This is a genomic window from Klebsiella sp. X1-16S-Nf21 (assembly GCF_002837615.1).
Lineage (GTDB): Bacteria > Pseudomonadota > Gammaproteobacteria > Enterobacterales > Enterobacteriaceae > Klebsiella > Klebsiella variicola.
In genome coordinates, this window is sequence record NZ_PJDK01000002.1 from 1 (window position 1) to 23,078 (window position 23,078).

The window sequence follows — 23,078 nt, forward strand, 5'->3', positions numbered from 1 at the left end:
CGCTGCTGCTGGCGGCGGGCCCGGTGAGCGCCGCCTGCCAGTGGCCCGCCTGGGAGCAGTTTAAAAAAGCGTACGTCAGCCCTGAGGGACGGGTGATTGACCCCAGCGATGCGCGCAAAATCTCCACCTCGGAAGGACAGAGCTATGGCCTGTTTTTCGCCCTGGCCGCCAACGATCGCGCAGGGTTCGACAAACTACTGACCTGGACGCAGAACAACCTGGCGGAAGGCGACCTGCGGCAACATCTGCCGGGCTGGCTGTGGGGCAAAAAGGACGATGAGCAGTGGACGTTGCTGGACAGCAACTCGGCCTCCGACTCGGATCTGTGGATAGCCTGGGCGCTGCTGGAGGCGGGCCGCCTGTGGCAGCAGCCGCAGTACACCGAGACCGGCAAAGCACTGCTGGCGCGGATTGTCGAGGAAGAGACGGTGGCGGTGCCCGGTCTTGGCACGATGCTGCTGCCGGGAAAAGTCGGTTTTGCCGATGACAGCGGCTGGCGGTTTAACCCCAGCTATCTTCCGCCGCAGCTGGCCACCTACTTTGTGCGTTTTGGCGCGCCGTGGCCTGCCCTGCGCGACAGTAACCTGCGCCTGCTGCTGGAAACCGCGCCGAAAGGCTTTACGCCGGACTGGGTGCGTTATGAGAAAGGGAAAGGCTGGCAGCTGAAAACCGAGAAACCGCTGATCGGTAGCTATGACGCGATTCGCGTCTACCTGTGGGTGGGCATGCTCCATGATGGCGATAAGCAGAAAGCGCGACTGCTGCAACGCTTCGCGCCGATGGCGGCGCAGACCACGGAGCAGGGGGTACCGCCGGAGAAAGTGAATATCGCCACCGGCAAAACCAGCGGCCAGGGGCCCGTGGGCTTCTCCGCGGTGATGCTACCGTTTTTACAGGACGACGAGGCCCGGTCGGTGCAACGCCAGCGCGTCGCCGATAACTATCCCGGCGCGGATGCCTACTACAGCGCAGTTCTGACGCTGTTCGGCCAGGGTTGGGATCAACACCGTTTTCGTTTCACTGCGGGTGGCGAATTACAACCTGACTGGAACCAGGAATGCGCAAGCTCTCACTAAGTTTACTCACGCTGTCCCTCGGCGTGGCGCTGCTGCCGTTAGCGCAGGCGGCGACGACGCCTGCCCAGGAGCATCTGCTGGAGCAGGTCCGCCTTGGCGAGGCCAGTAATCGTGAAGACCTGGTGCGCCAGTCGCTGTACCGCCTGGAGCTGATTGATCCCAACAACCCGGATCTGATTGCCGCGCGGATGCGCTACCTGCTGCGTCAGGGGGATGCCGCCGGGGCGCAAAAAGAGCTGGAACGATTGACGAAGCTGGCGCCGGACTCCCCGGAGCTGAAGGCGTCGCGCAATGAGATGAAAAGCAACACCGGCGAGGGCCGGCAGGCGCTGCAGCAGGCGCGACTGCTGGGCGTGGCCGGGAAGGTCGATGAAGCCATCGCCGCCTATGAACAACTGTACGGCGGGGTGCCGGATGACGTTGACGTCGCCATTGAATACTGGACGCTGGTGGCGCGCCTGCCCGCTCGCCATAGCGAAGGCGTCAGCCAGTTGAAAAAACTGAACGCCAGCGCGCCGGGCAACGTCAGCCTGCTAACTTCGCTGGCGAAGCAGATGTTTGCCGATAACAAACCGCAGGAAGGGTTTGCCTATCTGGCGGAGATGGCCCGCTCGGCCTCAGGACGCGGCATCGCCGCCGACATGTGGTTCAGTGAAGTGAAAAGCATGCCGGTGAGCAAGGCCAGCGTGCAGGCGTTGCAGCAATTTCTCCTGCAGTTTCCCACCGGCTCGGTGGCGGCGAACGCCCGCGTTCTGCTCGACCAGCAGCAGGCGCAGCTGCAGGATCCGACCTTCCGCGCCCGCTCGGAAGGGCTGGCGGCGGTCAAGTCCGGGAATGCCTCGCAGGCGGTCGCGGATCTGCAGAAAGCCGTTCAGGCCGACAGCCGCGACAGCGATGCGGTGGGCGCCCTCGGCCAGGCCTATTCCCAGCGCGGCGATCGCGCGCGGGCAGTGGCGCAGCTCAATAAAGCGATTGCCATGGACCCCGACAGCCCGAACCGCGGCAAATGGGACAGCCTGCTACAAACCAACCGTTACTGGCTACTGATCAAGCAGGGGGATAACGCCCTGAAGGCCGGCCAGCTTTCGCAGGCGCAGCACTATTATGCCCAGGCGCAGCGGGTCGATCGCACCGACAGCTATGCCGTGCTGGGATTGGGGGACGTCGCGGCGGCGCGCAAAGAGTCGGCAGCGGCGGAGCGCTATTACCAGCAGGCGTTGCGCCTGGATCGCGGTAATAATTTGGCGGTGCGCGGTCTGGCCAACCTCTATCGCGCCGAATCGCCGGAGAAAGCCAGCGCCTGGATCGCCGGCCTCCCTCCCGCTCAGCGGCGGAGCATCGATGATATTGAGCGCAGTCTGACCAACGACCGGCTGGAGAAACAGGCGCAGGCCCTGGAAAGTCAGGGCAACTGGGCGCAGGCGGCGGAAGTCCAGCGTCGGCGCCTGGCGCTGGATCCGGACAGCGTGTGGATAACCTACCGTCTGGCGCGCGATCTGGTTAGCGCCGGTGAACGCCAGGAGGCCGACGCGCTGATGCGGGCGATGGTCAACCGCCAGCCGCAGGATGCTGAACGGGTCTACGCCTCGGGGCTCTACCTGTCGGGAAACGACCAGGACGATCTGGCCCTGGCGCAAATCGCCGCTCTGCCGCGCAGCGCGTGGACGGATAATATTCGTGAGCTCGAAGCGCGTTTGCAAAGCGACCGGGTGCTGCGCCAGGCCAACCAGCTGCGCGACAGCGGTAACGAAGCGCAGGCGATCGCCCTTATCCAACAGCAGCCCGACTCGGTGCGCTATGACCTGACGCTCGCCGACTGGGCGCAGCAGCGCGGCGACAGCCAGACGGCGATTGCCGACTATCAGCGGGTGCTGCGCCAGGAGGCCGACAACGGCGATGCGCGCCTCGGCCTTGCGGAAGTCTACCTGGCCGAGGGCGATAAACAGGCCGCCCGGGCGCAGGTCATGCAGTTGAAAGGCGCAGAGACCGAATCCATGAATATGCAGCGTCGGGTCGCGCTGGCGCGAGCCGGCCTTGGCGATACCGCTGACGCGCAACAGATTTTTAACCAGATTGTGCCGCAGGCGAAGGCGCAGCCGCCCTCGATGGAGAGCGCGTTGGTGCTGCGCGATGCCGCGCGCTTTGCCACCCAGACCGGGGCGCCGCAGCAGGCGCTGACGCACTACCGGGAGGCGATGGTGGCCTCCGGCATCACCCCCGCGCAGCCGCAGGATAACGATACCTTTACGCGGCTGACGCGCAACGACAGCCGGGATGACTGGCTGAAGCGCGGGATCCGTAGCGATGCCGCCGATCTTTATCGCCAGCAGGATCTGAACGTCACCCTGGAACACGACTTCTGGGGTTCCAGCGGCACCGGCGGCTATTCCGACCTGAAGGCGCATACCACCATGCTGCAGGTGGATGCTCCGCTGGCGGATGGCCGGATGTTCTTCCGCACCGATCTGGTCAATATGGATGCCGGCAGCTTTTCCACCCACAGCGACGGGAGCTACTCGCCCAGCTGGGGCACCTGCGGGGAGATCGCCTGTACCAGCGGCAGTAAAAACCAGACCGACAGCGGGGCCAGCGTGGCGGTCGGCTGGAAGAATGACACCTGGAGCGGCGATATCGGCACCACCCCGATGGGCTTCAATGTCGTCGATGTGGTGGGGGGGCTGAGCTACAGCAGCGACGTCGGGCCGGTGGGGTACACGGTCAACGTCCACCGGCGCCCCATCTCCAGCTCGCTGCTCTCCTTTGGCGGGCAGAAAGACAGCAGCAGCCATACCGGCACCACCTGGGGCGGCGTCCGCGCCGACGGCGGCGGCCTGAGCCTCAGCTATGACCGGGGCGAAGCGCACGGTATCTGGTCCTCGCTGGGCGCCGATTCGCTGACCGGTAAAAACGTGGTGGATAACTGGCGCGTGCGCTGGATGACCGGATACTACTACAAGGTCATCAACGAGAATAATCGTCGCGTCACCGTCGGCCTCAACAATATGATCTGGCACTACGACAAAGATCTCAGCGGTTACACCCTCGGCCAGGGCGGCTATTACAGCCCGCAGGAGTATCTCTCATTCGCCGTGCCGGTGACCTGGCGTCAGCGTACCGAGAACTGGTCCTGGGAGCTCGGCGGGTCGGTGTCATGGTCCCATTCGCGCACCCAGACGCAAGCCCGTTATCCGCTGCTGAACCTGATCCCGTCCGACTACCGCCAGCGCGCCAGCGAGCTGACGGAGGAGGGGAGCAGCAGTCAGGGATTCGGTTACACCGCCAGAGCGCTGGTGGAGCGGCGGGTGACCAGCAACTGGTTCGTCGGCGCCGCGGTCGATATTCAGCAGGCGAAGGATTACACCCCGAGCCATGCGCTGCTTTACGTCCGCTACTCGGCGGCCGGCTGGCAGGGGGATCTGGATATGCCGCCCCAGCCGCTGGTGCCCTACGCCGACTGGTAGCAGAATAGGCTGAATTACGTCACAGAGCGCCACTCCACGACGCGCTTCGCGTATACTCGTGAGGCATTGCCCACCGTCGGCCGCCGGGGCGATTTCCCCGGCGTCTGCGCCACCGCGCGGAAATATCCCGTCACTTCATCCCTCGCGGGCGTGGGCGAAGGATTTGAGTATATAATCAGCCTGAAACGACCGGCATTGAAGGATTGATACCGGGTATGCATTCAGTATCAGTGGAGAACACCGTTGCGCGTCAGCCGTTCACTTACAATCAAACAGATGGCGATGGTCGCGAGCGTGTCCATGGCCTTTGTATTGGTTTTTTGCACTATTTTGCTGTTTCACTTTGTGCAACAGAGTCGCTTTACCACGGCCACGCAGTTAGAAAGTATCGCGCGATCCGTTCGCGAACCGCTGTCTGCGGCTATTCTGAAAGCCGATATTCCGGAAGCGGAAGCCATTTTAAGCCGTATCCAGCCTGCTGGCATCGTCAGCCGGGCGGATGTGGTGTTGCCGAACCAGTTCCAGGCGCTGCGGATGCGATTTATCCCCGAGCGGCCGGTGCCGGTGACCGTCACCCGGCTGTTTGAGCTGCCGGTGCAGATTTCGCTGCCTATTTATTCACTGGAACGGCCGGCTAACCCCCAGCCGCTGGCCTATCTCGTGCTGCAGGCGGATTCATACCGCATGTATAAATTCGTCATGAGCGCCCTTGCTACGTTAGTGACGGCTTACTTACTTTTGGTGCTGATGCTGACGGTGGCGCTTACCTGGTGCATCAACCGGCTGATGGTGCGCCCCCTGCGGCGTATCGCCCGCGAGCTGAACGATCTCTCCCAGCAGGATCGTCTCGGCCATCAGCTAACGCTCCCGCGCCTGCACCATGACGACGAGATCGGTATGCTGGTGCGCAGCTATAACCGCAACCAGCAGAGCCTGGTGCGCCAGCATGATGAACTGTCCATCCAGTCGACCCGCTTCCCGGTCTCCGAGTTGCCGAATAAAGCCTTTTTGCTGGCGATGCTGGAGCAGACGGTGGCCCGCCCCCAGAGCGCCGCGCTAATCGTCGTCGCCTGCGAAACCCTGCAGGATGCCGCCGGGGTCCTCAAGGAAAGCCAGCGCGAAATGCTGCTCCTGACGCTGGTGGAGAAGCTGCGAGCCGCCATTCCGCCGCAAATGGTGCTGGCTCAGGTGAGCGGGTATGACTTCGCGATTCTCGCCGATGGCCTTGCCGAACCGTGGCAGGCGGTGACGTTAAGTAAGCAAGTGCTCACTATTATTAATGAGCGTTTGCCGCTGCATGGGCTGCAGCTGCGGCCCTACGCCAGCGTCGGGATCGCCATGTTCCACGCCGGGCTCAGCGCCGAGCAGTTTTACCGGCGCGCGGTGTCGGCTGCCGTCACCGCACGACGTAAAGGCAAAAACCAGATTGAGTTCTTCGATCCCGAGCAGATGGAAAAGGCTCAGCGCCGTCTGATGGAAGAGCACGACATTATGACCGCCCTCGACAACCAGCAGTTCGCTATCTGGCTGCAGCCGCAGGTGGCCTGCGCCAGCGGCGAGATCTGCGGCGCCGAAGTGCTGCTGCGCCAGCGGCAGGCGGATGGCAGCTGGTCGCTACCGCCGTCGCTGATTGAGCGCATTGAGTCCTGCGGGCTGATTATCCCGGTCGGCTACTGGGTGATGGAAGAGGCCTGCCGCCAGCTGGCGGCCTGGCAAAGCCAGGGGATTATGCTGCCGCTGTCGGTCAATGTTTCCCTGCTCCAGCTGCTGGAACACGACCGTGGCGAGGAGATGCTAAAGCTGATCGCCCGCTACCGTATCGCCCCTGGCACCCTCATCCTCGAGGTGACGGAGAGCTGCCGGATGGACGATCCGCAGGATGTGATGGCGCGGTTGCGACCGCTGCGCGAGGCCGGGGTACAGATTGCGCTGGATGATTTTGGCATGGGTTATGCCGGGTTGCACCAGCTGCAGCAGATGAAAGCTCTGCCGGTGGATATTCTGAAAATCGATAAAGTATTCATCGATATGCTGCCGGAGGATGTCAGCATGGTGCCGGCGATGATCCAGCTCGCGCGCGGCCTGTCGCTGCGTATCGTGGCGGAAGGGGTGGAGAACGACGCCCAGTACCGCTGGTTGCAAGCCGCGGGCGTCGAGGTGCTCCAGGGCCATCTGTTCGGTTGCGCTTTGCCGCTGGAGGCATTCAGCGCGCGCTATCTCTCCCCGGTTCGTGAGGATGAAAATTTGTAAATGTTTTGTTGACTTGTGCGAGTCAGCTCAAAGATTTTAACAATTGCGTTGCACTTTCGGCGTTAGTTATTTCTGAAATGTTTCCAGGGTGTTATTTTTAAGCCACAGACGTCAAATATCCCTTCTTGCTCTGTGGTTATTCCCAAAGGACACCCTATGAAAACCTCTATCTTTAAAAGCCTCTATGTCCAGGTTCTGACGGCCATAGCGATCGGTATTCTGCTGGGCCATTTTTACCCGGAACTGGGCGCGCAAATGAAACCCTTCGGCGACGCCTTCGTTAAGCTGATTAAAATGGTGATTGCTCCGGTTATCTTCTGTACCGTCGTGACGGGGATCGCCGGGATGGAAAGCATGAAAGCCGTCGGTCGTACCGGGGCGGTGGCGCTGCTCTATTTCGAAGTGGTCAGCACCATCGCGCTGATTATCGGTCTGATTATCGTCAACGTGGTGCAGCCTGGCGCCGGGATGAACGTCGACCCGTCAACGCTCGATGCGAAAGCGGTGGCGGTGTACGCTGAGCAGGCGAAAGACCAGGGGGTGGTGGCCTTTTTACTGGATGTGATCCCGGGCAGCGTCATTGGCGCCTTCGCCAGCGGCAACATTCTGCAGGTGCTGCTGTTCGCCGTCCTGTTTGGTTTTGCCCTGCACCGTCTGGGCAGCAAGGGCCAGCTGATTTTCAACGTCATTGAAAGCTTCTCCCAGGTTATCTTCGGCATCATCAATATGATCATGCGCCTGGCGCCGATTGGCGCCTTCGGGGCCATGGCCTTTACCATCGGTAAATATGGCGTCGGCACCCTGGTGCAGTTGGGGCAGCTGATCATCTGCTTCTACATCACCTGTATTCTGTTCGTGGTGGTGGTGCTGGGGAGTATCGCCCGGGCTACCGGCTTCAGCATCTTCAAATTTATCCGCTATATCCGTGAGGAGCTGCTGATTGTGCTGGGAACCTCCTCGTCAGAATCAGCGCTGCCGAGAATGCTCGACAAGATGGAGAAGCTGGGCTGCCGCAAATCGGTGGTGGGCCTCGTGATCCCGACCGGCTATTCGTTCAACCTCGATGGCACCTCCATCTACCTGACGATGGCCGCGGTCTTTATCGCCCAGGCGACCAACAGCCATATGGATATTTTCCATCAGATCACCCTGCTGGTGGTGCTGCTGCTCTCCTCGAAAGGGGCGGCGGGGGTGACCGGCAGCGGCTTCATCGTGCTGGCGGCGACCATCTCCGCCGTCGGGCATTTGCCGGTGGCGGGCCTGGCGCTGATCCTCGGTATCGACCGCTTTATGTCCGAAGCCCGTGCGCTGACCAACCTGGTGGGTAACGGCGTCGCTACGGTGGTGGTGGCTAAATGGGTCAAAGAACTCGATGCCAAACAGATGGATGATGTTCTGAATAACCGTGTTCCAGCGAACAAATCGCACGAATTATCCTCTTAAATCCTCCTCTTAGGCCCGTACTCCCTTGCTGGAGTACGGGCTCCTGCGCATAATTAGAGGTCATTTCCGCTTGGCGGAAATGACACGAAATGATTATTTTGCGTTGTCATGCGACATTTTCGTCTCCGTGTGGTCTAACCGACGTATTTCACTCTCACTTTTTTCGGCAGCCCGTCAGTGGGGTGCTGTTGTAACCAGGAATGTTCATCAGGGGTTCACATGCAGGGCACAACAATTAAACTTTTAACGGGCGGTTTGCTGATGGTAGCGGCGGCCGGTTATGTGCAGGCAGAAGCGCTCCAGCCTGATCCGGCCTGGCAACAAGGGACCTTAGCGAATGGTTTGACGTGGCAGGTGCTGGCCACGCCGCAGCGTCCCAGCGACCGTATTGAAGTCCGTCTGTCCGTGAATATTGGCTCGCTGAGCGAAAGCACTCAGCAGAGTGGTTTCAGCCGCTTTGTTCCTCGCCTGGCGTTGACGCAAAGCGGCAGCCTGCCGACGATGCAGGCGCGCTCTTTATGGCAGCAGAGTATTGACCCGAAGCGTCCTCTGCCGCCGGCCATCGTCTCCTACGATTACACAATGTTTAATCTCAGTCTGCCCAATAACCGCAACGATCTGCTGAAAGAGGCGCTGAGCTGGCTGGCGGACGCCAGCGGTAAGCTGACCATTACGCCTGAATCGATCAATCATGCGCTGCAGGGCAGCGACATGGTGGCGACGTGGCCGCTGGATACCAAAGAGGGCTGGTGGCGCTACCGCCTGAAAGGGTCCACCATGCTGGGCCATGATCCTGCCGCGCCGCTGAAGCAGCCGATAGACGTGGCGCAGCTGAAAGACTTTTATCATAAATGGTACACCCCCGACGCCATGACGCTGATTGTGGTCGGTAACGTCGACAGCCGCAGCGTCGCTGAGCAAATCAGCAAAACCTTCGGCGATCTGAAGGGCAAGCGGGAAACGCCCGCGGCGGTGCCGACCTTATCGCCACTGCCTACCGTGCCGGTCAGCATCATGACCAGCGCGGTGCGTCAGGACAAACTGTCCATCATGTGGGATGCGCCCTGGCAGCCAATCCGCGACTCCGCGGCGCTGCAGCGCTACTGGCGCGACGACCTCGCCCGCGAAGCGCTGTTCTGGCACGTGCAGCAGAGCCTGAGCAAAAATAACGTGAAGGATATTGGTCTTGGCTTTGACTGCCGGGTGCTCTATCAGCGCGCGCAGTGCGCGATCAACATCGAATCGCCGGGCGAGCGTCTGAACAACAACCTGAGCGTGGTCTCGCGCGAGCTGGCGAAAGTGCGGGACAACGGCCTGCCGCAGGAGGAGTTTGACGCGCTTATCGCCCAGAAAAGCCTCGAGCTGCAGAGGCTGTTTGCCACCTATGCGCGCACTGACACCGATATTCTGATGAGCCAGCGCATGCGCTCCCTGCAGAATCAGGTGGTGGATATCGCGCCGGAGCAGTATCAGAAGCTGCGCCAGGAGTTCCTCAACTCCCTGACGGTAGACATGCTGAATCAGTACCTGCGTCAGCAGCTGTCCCAGGATATGGCGCTGGTGCTACAACAGCCGAAAGGCGAACCGGAATACAACATGAAGGAGCTGCAGGCCACGTGGGAAAAACTGATGGCGCCGAATCCGGCGGCCGCGGCGGTCAGCGGCAGCGCTGATACAGTTGATGCCCACAGCGAGGCCAGCGACATCCCGCCAGGGCAGTAACTAACGCCTCTCCGGCGCGCCAGCGGCGGCCGGAGAGCGCTTCCTGCGGAGAATTACTGCGGCATCGCTTCCCGCGGGATGATCGCCCCGCGATACTGGATCACCGTGCTGGCGGTCAGGTGTCCGCGTTTGGCGGCGGATTCAGCATCGCCGCCGGTCAGGCGAACGGCCAGGTAGCCGGCGCTGAAGGAGTCTCCGGCGGCGGTGGTATCCACCACCTTCTCTTTGGCCAGCCTGACAGCCGGCACTTCCTGTAGCGGTTGCCCGCTAACCGAGACCAGGCAGGCATCCGCCCCGCGCTTCACCACCACCTCTTCCACGCCGGCGGCATGCGTGCGGGCGATCACCTCAGCAACCGGTTTTTCCCCCCACAGCGCGTCTTCATCATCGAGCGTCAGAAACGCGATATCGGTGCAGGCAAGCATCTCCTGATAGACCTGCTGCGTCTCCGCCTGGCTGGCCCACAGGCGTGGACGATAGTTGTTGTCGAAGATCACCTTGCCGCCGTTGGCGCGGCACTCACGCAGCAGCGTGAACAGCTTGTCGCGGCTGGCCGGGCTGAGAATGGCGAGACTGATGCCGCTCAGATAGAGATAGTCGAAAGTGGCCAGCTCTTCGCAAATCGCCGCCGCGCGATCGCTCTCCAGCCAGAACTTTGCCGCCGCCTCGTTGCGCCAGTAGTAGAAGGTGCGCTCGCCGGTGTCATCGGTTTCAATGTAATACAGCCCCGGCAGGCGGTCGGCCATCCGCTGGATAAGATCGGTGTTGACGTTTTCCTGCTGCCAGCTGTCGAGCATCTGCTGGCTGAACGCATCGGTTCCCAGCGCGGTGACATAGTGGACGCTCAGTGCGCTGGCATCGGTCTGCCGCGCGATATAGACCGAGGTGTTTAAGGTATCGCCGCCAAAGCCGCGGTTAACGGCCCCGTTCTTCTCTGACAGCTCAATCATGCATTCGCCAATAACGGCAATTTTTTTAGACATAGCCAGAACCTGCAATGGAATCGATATAAGCGCTAGTGTGCGCTGCGCTGTTTTGCTGGTCAATCATATTAAAACATCGTTCCATTATTTTTTTGACCTGACGCGCGTAATGTGACGAAAAGCGCATTTCCAGGATAAACGCCGCGTTTTGACTATATTCAGGACTGACGTGATGCAAAAGGAGCGGAGTAGGGATGAGCAGAACCCGTAAAACGTTGGTTATCATCACAGGAACGATACTGTTGCTGATCGTTCTCTTCTTTATCGTGCTGGCCACCTTTGACTGGAACCGGCTGAAGCCGACGATCAATCAGAAAGTGTCCGCCGAACTTAACCGACCGTTCGCCATCCGCGGCGATCTCGGCGTGGTCTGGGAGCGGCAGCCGGACGAGCGCGGCTGGCGCAGCTGGATCCCGTGGCCCCATGTGCACGCGGAAGATATCGTGCTGGGCAACCCGCCGGCCATCCCCCAGGTGACTATGATCCACCTGCCGCGGGTGGAGGCGACCCTCGCCCCGCTGGCGCTGCTGAGCAAAACGGTGTACCTGCCGTGGATCAAGCTGGAACAGCCCGACGTGCGGCTGATCCGCCTGGCGGAAGACAATAATAACTGGACCTTTCAGCTGGCTGGCGATCAGCGTACGTCGGGCGACAGCGCGCCCTCCAGCTGGTCCTTTCGCCTCGATAATATTCTCTTTGACCGCGGGACTATCGCCATCGATGACAAGATCACCCGCAGCGATATCACCATCCTTGTCGATCCCCTCGGCAAACCGCTGCCGTTCAGCGAAGTGACCGGCACGAAGGATCAGCATAGCGCGGCGAAAGTGGGTGACTATGTCTTTGGCCTGTCGCTGAAGGGCCGCTACAAGGACCAGCCGGTCACCGGCAACGGTAAAATCGGCGGCATGCTGGCCCTGCGCAGCGCAAGCACCCCTTTCCCGCTGCAGGGCGACTTCCACTCCGGCAACACCCGGGTGGCATTCAGCGGCACGGTCAGCGACCCGCTCAACGTCGGCGGTATTGACCTGCGGCTGAAATTCGCCGGCGACTCGCTGCGCGATCTCTACGACCTGACCGGTGTGCTGCTGCCGGAGACGCCATCGTTCTCTACCGATGGCCGCCTGCGCGCCGACTTTAAGCAGAAAAACCGCATGCGTTTTGACTACCAGGATTTTAATGGTCGGATCGGCGATAGCGACATTCATGGCTCCCTCACCTATACCACCGGCAAACCGCGACCGAAACTCAGCGGCGATATGGAGTCGAAGCAGCTGCGGCTGGCGGATCTCGGGCCGTTAATCGGCGTCGATTCCGGCAAAGGGACGAAGAAAGGCGCTGCGCGCCAGGCGGGCGACCGACCGCAGCCGGCGGGTAAAGTGCTGCCGGCAGACCGTTTTGAAACCGATAAATGGCAGGTGATGGATGCCGATGTACGCTTTAAGGGCCGGAGAATTGAGCACGGCGGCACCCTGCCGATCAGCGATCTGTCGACCCATGTGATCCTGGAAGATGGCGACCTGCGCCTGCAGCCGGTGCGCTTTGGCCTGGCCAACGGGTCGATTGCCGGCAGCGTACACTTGCAGGGCGATAAAAAGCCGCTGCAGGGTGAGGCCAATCTGCAGGCGCGACGCCTGAAGCTGAAGGCGCTGATGCCGAACGTCGAGATGATGCAGAAAACCCTTGGCGAGATGAATGGCGATGTTCAGCTGCGCGGCAGCGGCAACTCGGTGGCGGCCCTGCTCGGCAACAGTAATGGCAACCTGAAACTGCTGATGAACGACGGCCTGATCAGTCGTAACCTGATGGAAATTCTCGGTCTTAACGTCGGCAACTACCTGATCGGCCAGATTTTTGGTGATGAGGAAGTTCGGGTGAACTGTGCGGCGGCCAATATCGACGTGACCAACGGCGTCGCCCGGCCGCAGATTTTTGCCTTCGATACGGAAAACGCGCTGATCAATGTGACCGGAACCGCCAGCTTCGCCTCCGAGCAGCTGGACCTGACCATCGATCCGGAAAGCAAAGGCTTCCGGGTGATCACCCTGCGTTCACCGCTGTATGTTCGGGGCACCTTTAAATCGCCGCAGGCGGGGGTGAAGGCCGGGCCGCTGATTGTCCGCGGTGCGGTAGCGGCGGCGCTGGCGACCCTGGTGACGCCGGCTGCCGCGCTGCTGGCGCTGGTCTCCCCGGCGGAGGGCGATAGCAACCAGTGTCGGACCATTTTGTCACAGATGAAAAAGTAGGGGAGAGCCCTGACGCCAGCGGCGTCAGGGCGAAGGATCACAACGACTGGTGGCGGGTCTCGTGGGTCAGCAGCAGGGCGATCAGCGTCAGCGCCGCCATCGCCGCCAGATAGGTGCCGACCGCCGCCAGGCCGTAGTTGCCCTGCAGCCAGGCGGCAATGTACGGCGCGACCGAGGCGCCGAGAATCGACGACACGTTATAGGAGAACGACGCGCCGGTGTAGCGCACTTCCGTGGGGAACAGCTCCGGGAGCAGCGCGCCCATCGGGCCAAAAGTCAGTCCCATCAGGCTTAAGCCCAGCAGCAGGAAGGCGAAGACCAGCAGCGGGTTACCGGAACCCAGCAGCGGTTTAAAAGCGAACAGGGCGAACAAAATAATCATCGTGGTGATGACAATCATGCTCTTGCGACGGCCAAAGGCGTCCGCCAGCAGGCCGGCGACAGGCACCATCACGCCGAAGCCAATCACCGCCATCATCAGCATCCACAGCACTTCGTTACGCGGCAGGCCCAGGCCATTCGGCGCGGCGCCGGTGCTGAAGGTCATCGAGTAGACGGTCATGATGTAGAACAGGGTATAGGTTGCCAGCATGATGAAGGTGCCCAGCACCGTCACGCGGACGTGTTTGGTCAACAGGGTACCCAGCGGGATTTTGACCTGTTTTTTCGCCGCTGCCACTTTGGCGAAGACCGGCGTTTCGTGCAGCGAGACGCGCACGTACAGACCGATGATCACCAGCACCGCGGAGAAGATAAACGGCACGCGCCAGCCCCACTCCATAAACTGCTGATCGGTTAACAGCCAGGAGAGCAGCAGGAAGGTGCCGTTGGCGAAGAAGAAGCCGATCGGCGCGCCCAGCTGCGGGAAGGAGCCGTACAGGGCGCGCTTGCGCGCCGGGGCGTTTTCCGTTGCCAGCAGCGCTGCGCCGCCCCATTCCCCTCCGAGGCCAAGCCCCTGACCGAAGCGCGCCAGCGCCAGCAGCATCGGCGCGACAATGCCAATGCTTTCATAGCCGGGCAGCAGGCCGATCACCACGGTGGAGATCCCCATGGTTAACAGCGAGGCCACGAGAGTGACCTTGCGGCCGACGCGATCGCCAAAGTGACCAAACAGCGCGGAGCCGATCGGCCGGGCGACGAAGGCGATGGCGAAGGTGGCCAGCGACTGCAGGGTGGCCGCGGCGGCATCGCCCTGCGGGAAAAAGATATGCGGGAAGACGATGACCGCGGCAGTGGCATAGATGTAGAAGTCGAAAAACTCAATGGCGGTGCCAATGAGCGAGGCGACAACGACTTTGTTGCGTGAATTGACCGGGGCGGTTTCCTGCGAGTTTTCGAGTGTGGTGGCTGTGGCTTGCATAGATCTTTCTTATTTTTGCGCGAACGAAAAGCCATATAGCCACAGCCACAGGGACATTTCAATCTGTAACAAACGTGGAAAGTGGGTAAAAAACAGGCAAAAAGCGGATAATTTTTACACCAGTAAAAATGGTTCTATGAAATGCTTCACACAATTAAAAAGATAGAGGATAAAACCAGTTTTTGGTTAAATAAAAGTTAATTGGTGGATTTATCTACTGAAATAAAGCGCGAGGATGAATTTTGTCTCTTCAATTCATCCTCGCAATGCGTTAACGGTGGGTTTTGCCAGGCATCCGCCGGTCGTCTTTATACTCCGCGGTGGCGATCCATGCGGCGCAGAATAGCGTCAGGCGGGCAAAGAAATAGAAAAAAGCCATCAGCCCCAGCACCGAACCGAACGCCGCCCCGGAGGGGGATTTCACCAGCGCCGGCAGCGTCCAGGTCATGACGATTTTGATGATTTCAAAGCCAATCGCCGCGATAAGCGTGCCGCGAAACAGGGCTTTGCGCCGCGGACGATGGCGCGGCAGCCGCCAGAAGATCCAGAAAAAGAGCAGATAGTTGGCAAAAATCGAGATGGCGAGGCCGATCAGCCGCCAGGCGGGCTTCAGCCATTCAATGTTGTCGAGATACAGCGCGGAGATAATCAACTGCTGGGCGGAACCCGCGACAGAAGTGATGGACAGCGTAATAATCAGCGCCACCAGCAGACCGATCAGCGAGATAAGATCGCGGAAGTATTTTATCCAGATTTTCTCTTCGTCCTGCGGCCGGCGCTCCCAGACGTCGCGCGACTGGGCGCGGATCGCTTCGCGCAAATTGCCCATCCAGTTAATACCGGAATAGAGGGCGACCAGCAGGCCGACCAGACCGACGGCGGTGCGCTGCTGCACCGCGGTGTTGATGGTGTTTTTCAACGTCGCCGCCAGCGTCGGGTCGCTGACGTTTTGCAGAATCTTGTCGAAAATGTCCTGCAGCAGGGTCGGGTGCCAGGCCAGCACGAAACCGGCGGCGGCAAAGGAGACCATCAGGATTGGGATCATCGACAGGAACGAGAAGTAGGTGATGGCCGCGCCGAACTGATTGCCCAGCCGGTCATTGAAACGTTCTGCGGCGCGCAGTAAGTGGGCGATCACCGGGTTGCGCTGCACTTTGGCCGCCGTTCCGGTGACGGTCTTCAGCGCCTGGCTGGCTTTTTGCCCGACGGCCGTGTCATTGAGAGCGTCGAGGGGGCTTTTGTTTTTCTCCGGCTGCGTGTCCGGTTCCTGTGGTGGGCGTCGATCGTCGTTTTCCGGCGTCATACGTGATTTCTTCCTTTTTTACCGCGAGATTCAGCAAAAAGTATACCTTAAATGGCGTATCCTGCAGGAACGCATCTACCCGCCACCCGTTCACCATCCGCGGGGATCAATCGACATAATCTTTCATCAACCCGCCCAGCCACTCCATAAACAGATGTACGCGACGGGAGAGATTGCGCCGATGGGGGTAGATAAGCGAGACCGGCAGCGGCTCGGCGCGGTACTGGGGCAGGATCTCCGTCAGGTCGCCGGCGCGTAACGCCTCGCGCACGCCGGTACGCGGCACCTGAATGATCCCCAGCCCGGCGATACAGGCTGCCTGATAGGTTTCCGTACTGTTGACTGTCAATATGCCGCCGGTTTTTACCCAGCGCACCGCGCCATCGATCACCACCTCAAAGCCGGGGGGACGGACCCCGAGGGTGCTGGCGTAGTGGATCAGGGCATGATCCGCCAGATCCTCAAGGGATTGCGGATAGCCAAATCGCGCAAGGTAGTCCGGGCTGGCGCAGTTAATTTGCGTCAGCTTGCCCAGTGGGCGGGCGATAAGCCCTGAGTCTTTGAGCGCGCCGACGCGTACCACGCAGTCAAACCCCTCGCGGATCACGTCCACCAGCCGGTCGCTGCTGCTCAGCTCCAGTTCGATGCCCGGATACTGCTGTAAAAAAGTCGGCAGATGAGGGATCACCAGTTTTTTAGCAAAACCGACCGGCATATCCACCCGCAGCCGGCCGCTGATGCTCGCCGGATCGTGCTGGAACATGCCGTCCAGTTCGTCGAGGTTGCTCAGCAGATCCTTCGCCCGCTCGTAGTAGACCATCCCATCCTGGGTGAGCTGAACCCGACGGGTGGTACGGTGCAGGAGCCGCACGCCAAGATGGCTTTCCAGGGCCTGAATCTGCCGCGAGACGCTGCCTTTCGGCAGCGCCAGGGTCTCGGCGGCGCGGGAAAAACTCTCCAGATCCGCTACGCGAATGAATAACTGCATTGCATGAATTTTATCCATGCCGATCGCCTATTGTTGTTATGAATGAAACAGTAAAACGTAATGTAGCGTATTTATTGTTTCACTGGCAGTTAATAAGCTAGAACACAATCACAACGCAACCTGAAAGGGGTTTTCTGATGACACAACGTATCGCTTTAGTGACCGGCGGCAGCCGCGGTCTGGGTAAAAACGCCGCGTTGAAGCTGGCGGCGAAGGGAACCGATATTCTTCTGACTTACCACAGCAACCGCCAGGCGGCCCTCGACGTGGTGGCGGAGATCGAGCAAAAAGGGGTCAAAGCGGCAGCATTAGCGCTGAACGTCGGGGATATCTCAAGTTTTGACGCTTTCGCCAGCGAGGTGGCACAGGTGCTGGCGCAGAAGTGGGGGCGAACCACCTTTGATTATTTACTGAACAACGCCGGGATCGGCCTTAACGTCCCCTTCGCCGAGACCAGCGAAGCGCAGTTTGACGAGCTGATGAACATCCAGTTCAAAGGGCCATTTTTCCTGACCCAGCGGCTGCTGCCCCTCCTGCAGGACGGGGGACGGATCCTCAACGTTTCCAGCGGCCTGGCGCGCTTTGCCCTGCCGGGCTATGCGGCCTACGCCGCGATGAAGGGGGCGATGGAGGTCCTGACCCGCTATCAGGCGAAAGAGCTGGGCGGGCGCGGTATTTCGGTGAATATCATTGCGCCGGGAGCCATCGAGACCGACTTTGGCGGCGGCGTGGTGCGCGATAACGCCGAGGTGAATCGGCATATCGCCGCCCAGACCGCGCTGGGGCGCGTCGGGCTGCCGGATGATATCGGCGACGCCATCGCCGCCCTGCTCAGCGATGAGCTGGCGTGGATGAACGCGCAGCGCGTGGAAGTCTCGGGCGGGATGTTCCTCTGATCCTGACTGCCACCAGCCTGTGACCGGCGGTGCGCTACGGCGCATCGCCCTCCCCACGCAGCCGGCCGAACAGCCAGTCATTGTGCCAGCGCCCGTTCAGCCAGTAGTTCTCCCGCAGCTCCCCCTCCAGCCGGAAGCCGGCTTTGAGCAACAACTGCTTAGACGCCTCGTTGCCGGCGGTGACGCTGGCGGTCAGGCGGCGGACGCCGCCAGTGGTAAAGGCGTAGTCGCACAGCGCGCGCAGCGATTCGTAGCCGTAGCCCCGGCCCTGCGCCGCCGGAGCGAAGAGAAAGCCGACCTCGGCAATCTCGCGCCGATGATGCTGGTAACCGGTCAGGCCGAGCGGGGTATGGGTGAGCCTGTCGCGCACCACCAGGCACAGCCAGTGTTCATCCCCGGGCGTCCACGACGGCAGCCGCGAATCGAACGCCTCGCGGATGGCCGCCTGCGGCCGGGGGTCGGCGACGTAGAGCATGACCTGCGGATCCTGCTGCAGGGAAAGAAAAAACGACCAGTCGTCCAGCTGCAGCGGTGAGCAGCGCAGGCGCGGCGTCAGGAGTTCAGGCATAAGCGTCATTCCAGGCAGGGCGAATCCTCTGAACATAGCAGGAGAAAGCCGCCGGGAACAGCCCGACTAGGTTGGCTCACCGTACAGGCCAATCAGTCGGCGCACCACGCCGTTGGTCCAGCCAAAGCCATCCTGCAGGGGATACTCCCCGCCGCCACCCTCATGCGGGACGCCGGTGGCAATATGGTATTTCTCAATCAGCTTGTGATGCTGCTTGTAAAAGTGATTGACCGTCTGCAGCCAGCTCCAGGCAATCTCATCTCCCAGCGGATCCTGGCCGTAACGTTTAAATCCCTGGATCGCCATCCACTGCAGCGGCGCCCAGCCGTTAGGTTTATCCCACTGCTCACCGCTTTCATATTCGGTGGCCATGATCCCCCCGGGGGTGAGCAGGCGGGCCCGCACCGCATCGGCAAGGCGTTCTGCCTGCTCGTGAGTCGCCAGGCCGACGTAAAGGGTGACGATGCTGGCCGCGGAAAACAGCGCCAGCTGTTCACGGCGCCAGTCATAATCGCGGAAACAGCCGTTCTCATCATCCCACAGATAGCGGTTGACCGCCGCCCGCCGATCCTGAGCCTTCTGGCGGAAGGCCGCCTCTGTCTCGCGATCGCCCTTCAGGCCGGAGAGATTGGCGATGGTCGTCTCCAGCTTGAACAGGAAGGCGTTCAGGTCGATGGGGATAAACTGCGTCGTGCGGATGCTGGCCAGCCGCGTGATATCCCGCAGCCAGCGGCTGGAGTAGTCCCAGCCGGACGCGGCGCCCGCCCGCAGGTCGCGGTACACTTCATTGGCGGGCCGCCCGGAGTGTCGGGCGGTCTCCACGTCCTCGCGCCAGGACTCATCCCGCGGCGTGTCCCGGTCGTCCCAGTAGCGATTGAGCAGGGAGCCATCCGGCATACGCACCACGTGGCGATACGCCTGGTGCGGGATCAACGACTCGGCGCCGTCCATCCAGAAGGCGTGCTCCATCTTCAGATGGTCCAGATAGCGCTTCGCGCCGCGCACGCCATCCTCTTCAAAGAGTTCGACCATCAGGGCAAACACCGGCGGCTGCGATCGGCTGAGGTAGTAGGTGCGGTTGCCGTTCGGAATGTGACCGTAGGTTTCAATCAGCCAGGCAAAGTTATCGGCCATGCATTTCAGCAGATCTTCCCGGCCGCTCTCCGCCAGCCCCAGCATGGTGAAATAAGAGTCCCAGTAATAGGTTTCGCTAAAGCGACCGCCAGGCACAATATAGGCCTGCGGCAGCGCCAGTAGCGACGACCAGGGGATATGATCCTGAGGCTCGCGGGTCAGCACCGGCCACAGCTTATCGATGTGCTCTTTCAGCGTCAGGCTGGGGTCCGAGGTGTAGACGTCGGTCTGGTTCTCCGGCAGCCAGAAGTTGTCTTCCACGAACTGTCGCAGGTCGAAATCGGGCTGACGTTTGACCTTGCGGTAGTTGCGCAGGATGTCCAGCGGATCGTGTTTCGGCGCGCAGTCGGGGAAGGTTTTGCTGTCGGCAAAGATGCGTGATTTCTGCACGTTGGTAAACAGCTCAAGATAGCGATCCGCCGGGGTAAGGGCATCGGACGCCGGAAGCCCTTCGATCACCTCAGGCTCCGGTTCAGCGTCAATCATCTCATCCAGCTTTAATTCGTACGGATCGGCTTCGTAGCAGGGATCGATGTCGATCCTTAACTCGTCGTCTTCAACGTGGCGTAATTTCTGGCTGAACATAGCGATACGGACCTCCGGATAGCGTGAGTTCGGGGCCGGGCATACCCGGCCTTGTCTATTAAGCGTAGACAGTCGCTTCGGTGAGTGTGAAGCAAACTGTGCGTGAGATCACGCTTTTCCGCCGAGAAGAAAAGCTGTCATTTTAAAGTATGCTGTTGATAAGTAATTAAAAATTGTACATCCTGGCACAGATGAAATTCGGAGCATTCATTATGCAACAAAATTTTATCCCGGCGCGCTCACTCCCACGCCGCCTCCAGCATCTCCAGCAGCTGTTCGCCGCTCAGGCTGACCGGATTGGCCTTCATTGATGAGGAGGTGCTGGCGGCCAGCGCCGCCGGTTCCAGGGCATCGCGCGCTACGCCGAGGTCGCGCAGGGTGCCAAGGCCGGCGCGATGGCTCCATTCCCGCAGACTGTCCCAGACCCGATCCACAGGGACGTCCAGCCCGTCGGCCAGCCAGCGGCGAACGTCGTTGAAGCGCTGGCGCAGGGCAGGGTCGCTTATCTGCGACTCATTGAGCGCCAGGCCAAACGGCAGCAGGCTGCCGCATAAAGCACCGTGCGAGGCGCGGCTCAGGCCGCCCAGCGGGCCGGCAAGGCCGTGGATCACTCCCAGCCCGGCGTTCGCCAGCGCCAGTCCACCGCACAGGCTGACCCAGGCCATCTCGTCGCGGCTGGCCGGACACTCTTGTTCCATCAGGATTTTCAGCGCGCGGATGCCCCGCGGGATCGCCTGCTGGCAGAGGGCATCGGTGAAGGGAGTGGCCCGGCTGCAGAGCCAGGGCTCGATCACCTGGGTCAGGGCATCGAGGCCGGAGCTCAGGGTGATGCTCCGCGGCGCGTTGTCGGTCAGCGCCGGGTCGACAATCGCCAGGTCAGGCAGCATTCGGTCGTCGCGCAGGCTCACTTTCCGCTGTTGTTCCGGGACGTTGATCACCGCATTTTTGGTGACCTCCGCGCCCGTCCCGGCGGTGGTCGGGATCGCCACGAACGACAGCGGACTGGCTTCCAGCTGACGACCCGTTCCCACCACCTCCAGATAGTCGACCAGCGGGCCGGCGGCGGGGACCAGCGCCGCAATCGCCTTACCGGCGTCAATCACCGCGCCGCCGCCGAGGCTGACCACTGCCCGGACGCCTTTCTCGCGCGCCAGCTGGACGCCCTGCTCGATATCGATAAGCCAGGGTTCGCGGCTTATCGCCAGCGTCGTGACCTCCAGCTGCAGCGCCTCCAGCTGATGGCGCAGAAACGCCGCCCGCTGCGGGCTGGCGCCATGCACCAGCAGAATGGGGCCGCCCTGCTGCGCCAGCCAGGGGGCAGCGCTCAGGGCCTGACCACGGCCAAAACGAATATTTGCTGGCATCAAAACGGTAAAAGGGGTCAACATGTCGGGTTCCTTTTCGGCAAACAGGCTGGAATCAACTATACACATTATCCACTACTCTGCCTGGTTGCTGGCTGGCAAGGCTGACAATAGAGTAGAGTGAAAGATCTCTCTTTTATGGCTGAGGAATCGCTGACAATGCTAACAATTCTGGGCAAACGCTCTTCAATCAATGTACGGAAAGTGTTGTGGACCTGCGAGGAAGCCGGGCTGGCGTACCAGCAGGAGGATTACGGTAGCGGATTTAAGCCTCTGGATACGCCTGAGTTTCAGCGCCTGAATCCTAACAGCCTGGTGCCGGTGCTGCTGGACGGTGACTTCGTGCTCTGGGAGTCGAACAGTATCTGCCGCTATCTGGCGCGGAAAGCGGAGCGCTGGGATCTGCTGCCCGCCGAGCCACAGCCCGCCGCCGAGGTGGAGCACTGGATGGACTGGCAGGCGACCGAGTTTAACACTGCCTGGCGCCATGCCTTTATGGGGCTGGTGCGTAAAGATCCGCGCTTTCAGGATCCGGCGGCGATTAAAGAGAGTATTGCCACCTGGACCCACTGCGTGCGCATTGTCGAAGCGCAACTGCAGCGAACCGGGGCGTGGATAGCCGGCGAGCGCTTCACCCTCGCCGATATCGTGCTGGGGCTGTCGGTGCATCGCTGGAAGATGACCCCTTTTGCCCATCCGGAGATGCCGGCCGTGGAACGCTGGTATATGGCGCTCAACCAGCGCCCGGCGTTTATGCGCCACGGCAATAACGGCGTGGCCTGAACATAAAAAAAGAAGCCCCTGGGGCTTCTTTTTATCATCCGGCGATCGCGTCTTAGCGCATGGTGACGAACTCTTCTGCCGCCGTCGGGTGAATGGCAACCGTGTTGTCGAAGTCTTTTTTGGTGGCGCCCATCTTCAGGGCCACCGCAAAGCCTTGCAGCATCTCATCCATCCCGAAGCCAATGCCGTGGATCCCGACAATCTTCTCTTCCGGGCCGACGCACACCAGCTTCATGCGGCACGGCTGGCGGTGCGAGGTGACGGCGGTGTACATCGCGGTGAAAGAGGATTTGTAGACCTTCACGGCATCGTCGCCGTACTGCTCGCGCGCCTGCGGCTCGGTTAAGCCGACGGTGCCGATAGGCGGGTGGCTGAAGACCACGGTCGGGATGTTGCTGTAGTCCAGATGCTCTTCCGGCTTGTTGTTAAACAGGCGTTCGGAGAGGCGACGGCCTGCGGCCACGGCCACCGGGGTCAGCTCGACGGCGCCAGTGTTATCGCCCACCGCGTAGATGCCCGGCACGTTGGTGTTCTGGAACTTATCAACGACGATGTAGCCTTTTTCGTTGGTTTTGACGCCAGTAGCCGCCAGGTTGAAGTTATCGGTCGCCGGTTCGCGGCCAATCGCCCAAATCAGGCAATCTACGGTCTGGCTGCGGCCATCTTCCAGCTCCAGCGTCAGGCTGCCGTCGGCATTCTTGACTACCGCTTTCGGGATCGCGTTGGTGTGGAGCTGCGGGCCTTCGGCGTTCATCACTTCCACCAGGGTCTCCACGATCAGCGGATCGAAGCTGCGCAGCGGCGCGTGTTTACGCACGAACAGGTGCGTTTCGGCGCCGAGGCCGTTAATCACCCCCGCCAGCTCAACGGCGATATAGCCCGCGCCGACCACCGCCACGCGCTTCGGCAGCGCCGG

The 23,078-nt window shown here is 61.0% G+C and carries 16 protein-coding genes; 8 read left to right on the plus strand and 8 right to left on the minus strand.

Annotated elements, in window-relative coordinates; translation table 11 throughout:
* Positions 1-2 precede the first annotated feature (2 nt).
* The 5 genes from bcsZ (at position 3) to CW267_RS01435 (ending at position 9,952) form a co-directional block, all read left to right on the plus strand.
* Complete coding sequence (gene bcsZ, locus CW267_RS01410) at positions 3-1,076, plus strand: cellulose synthase complex periplasmic endoglucanase BcsZ (protein WP_101148609.1); 1,074 nt, start codon at positions 3-5, stop codon at positions 1,074-1,076.
* Positions 1,058-4,537, plus strand: a complete 3,480-nt coding sequence (bcsC, locus tag CW267_RS01415; protein WP_100781145.1) for a cellulose synthase complex outer membrane protein BcsC — start codon at positions 1,058-1,060, stop codon at positions 4,535-4,537. Before bcsZ ends, bcsC begins: the two co-directional genes overlap by 19 nt.
* A 243-nt stretch (positions 4,538-4,780) precedes the next feature.
* The gene (hmsP, locus tag CW267_RS01420; RefSeq protein WP_016161933.1) at positions 4,781-6,787 is read left to right on the plus strand and encodes a biofilm formation regulator HmsP; all 2,007 of its coding nucleotides are present in this window, start codon (positions 4,781-4,783) and stop codon (positions 6,785-6,787) included.
* A 156-nt stretch (positions 6,788-6,943) separates the two neighbouring features.
* Complete coding sequence (locus CW267_RS01430) at positions 6,944-8,230, plus strand: dicarboxylate/amino acid:cation symporter (RefSeq protein ID WP_008806920.1); 1,287 nt, start codon at positions 6,944-6,946, stop codon at positions 8,228-8,230.
* A 219-nt stretch (positions 8,231-8,449) separates the two neighbouring features.
* Positions 8,450-9,952: a M16 family metallopeptidase gene (locus tag CW267_RS01435; protein WP_008806921.1), complete on the plus strand. Its 1,503-nt coding sequence runs from the start codon at positions 8,450-8,452 to the stop codon at positions 9,950-9,952.
* Positions 9,953-10,005: 53 nt separating this feature from the next.
* On the opposite strand, the gene CW267_RS01440 is transcribed toward CW267_RS01435, so the two are convergent.
* Positions 10,006-10,935: a sugar kinase gene (locus CW267_RS01440; RefSeq protein WP_012967094.1), complete on the minus strand. Its 930-nt coding sequence runs from the start codon at positions 10,933-10,935 to the stop codon at positions 10,006-10,008.
* 194 nt (positions 10,936-11,129) lie between these two features.
* Between CW267_RS01440 and CW267_RS01450 the strand changes: the two genes are divergently transcribed.
* A complete protein-coding gene (locus tag CW267_RS01450) occupies positions 11,130-13,181 on the plus strand; it encodes an AsmA family protein (RefSeq protein WP_012967095.1) in 2,052 nt (683 codons plus the stop codon).
* A 37-nt stretch (positions 13,182-13,218) separates the two neighbouring features.
* On the opposite strand, the gene CW267_RS01455 is transcribed toward CW267_RS01450, so the two are convergent.
* From CW267_RS01455 to CW267_RS01465, 3 genes are all read right to left on the minus strand, one after another.
* Entirely contained in the window at positions 13,219-14,541 is a 1,323-nt protein-coding gene (locus CW267_RS01455; RefSeq protein WP_012967096.1) for an MFS transporter, read from the minus strand.
* Between the two features lie 271 nt (positions 14,542-14,812).
* Positions 14,813-15,844: an inner membrane protein YhjD gene (gene yhjD, locus CW267_RS01460; RefSeq protein WP_008806925.1), complete on the minus strand. Its 1,032-nt coding sequence runs from the start codon at positions 15,842-15,844 to the stop codon at positions 14,813-14,815.
* Between the two features lie 106 nt (positions 15,845-15,950).
* Positions 15,951-16,850, minus strand: a complete 900-nt coding sequence (locus CW267_RS01465; RefSeq protein WP_022065187.1) for a LysR family transcriptional regulator — start codon at positions 16,848-16,850, stop codon at positions 15,951-15,953.
* A 119-nt stretch (positions 16,851-16,969) separates the two neighbouring features.
* On the opposite strand from CW267_RS01465, the gene CW267_RS01470 reads away from it, so the two are divergent.
* Complete coding sequence (locus CW267_RS01470) at positions 16,970-17,728, plus strand: SDR family NAD(P)-dependent oxidoreductase (RefSeq protein WP_012967099.1); 759 nt, start codon at positions 16,970-16,972, stop codon at positions 17,726-17,728.
* A gap of 34 nt (positions 17,729-17,762) precedes the next feature.
* Here CW267_RS01470 and CW267_RS01475 read toward each other — a convergent pair whose 3' ends face one another.
* The 3 genes from CW267_RS01475 to CW267_RS01485 form a co-directional block, all read right to left on the minus strand.
* Positions 17,763-18,296: a GNAT family N-acetyltransferase gene (locus CW267_RS01475; RefSeq protein ID WP_032740307.1), complete on the minus strand. Its 534-nt coding sequence runs from the start codon at positions 18,294-18,296 to the stop codon at positions 17,763-17,765.
* 66 nt (positions 18,297-18,362) lie between these two features.
* Entirely contained in the window at positions 18,363-20,015 is a 1,653-nt protein-coding gene (locus CW267_RS01480) for an alpha,alpha-trehalase (RefSeq protein ID WP_008806929.1), read from the minus strand.
* 239 nt (positions 20,016-20,254) lie between these two features.
* Entirely contained in the window at positions 20,255-21,403 is a 1,149-nt protein-coding gene (locus tag CW267_RS01485) for an iron-containing alcohol dehydrogenase (protein ID WP_049157431.1), read from the minus strand.
* 135 nt (positions 21,404-21,538) lie between these two features.
* Between CW267_RS01485 and CW267_RS01490 the strand changes: the two genes are divergently transcribed.
* On the plus strand, positions 21,539-22,162 hold the full coding sequence (locus tag CW267_RS01490; RefSeq protein ID WP_012540364.1) for a glutathione S-transferase family protein: 624 nt from the start codon (positions 21,539-21,541) through the stop codon (positions 22,160-22,162).
* A 52-nt stretch (positions 22,163-22,214) separates the two neighbouring features.
* Here CW267_RS01490 and gorA read toward each other — a convergent pair.
* A partial coding sequence (gene gorA, locus CW267_RS01495) for a glutathione-disulfide reductase (RefSeq protein WP_101148610.1) occupies positions 22,215-23,078 on the minus strand: 864 nt, incomplete at its 5' end.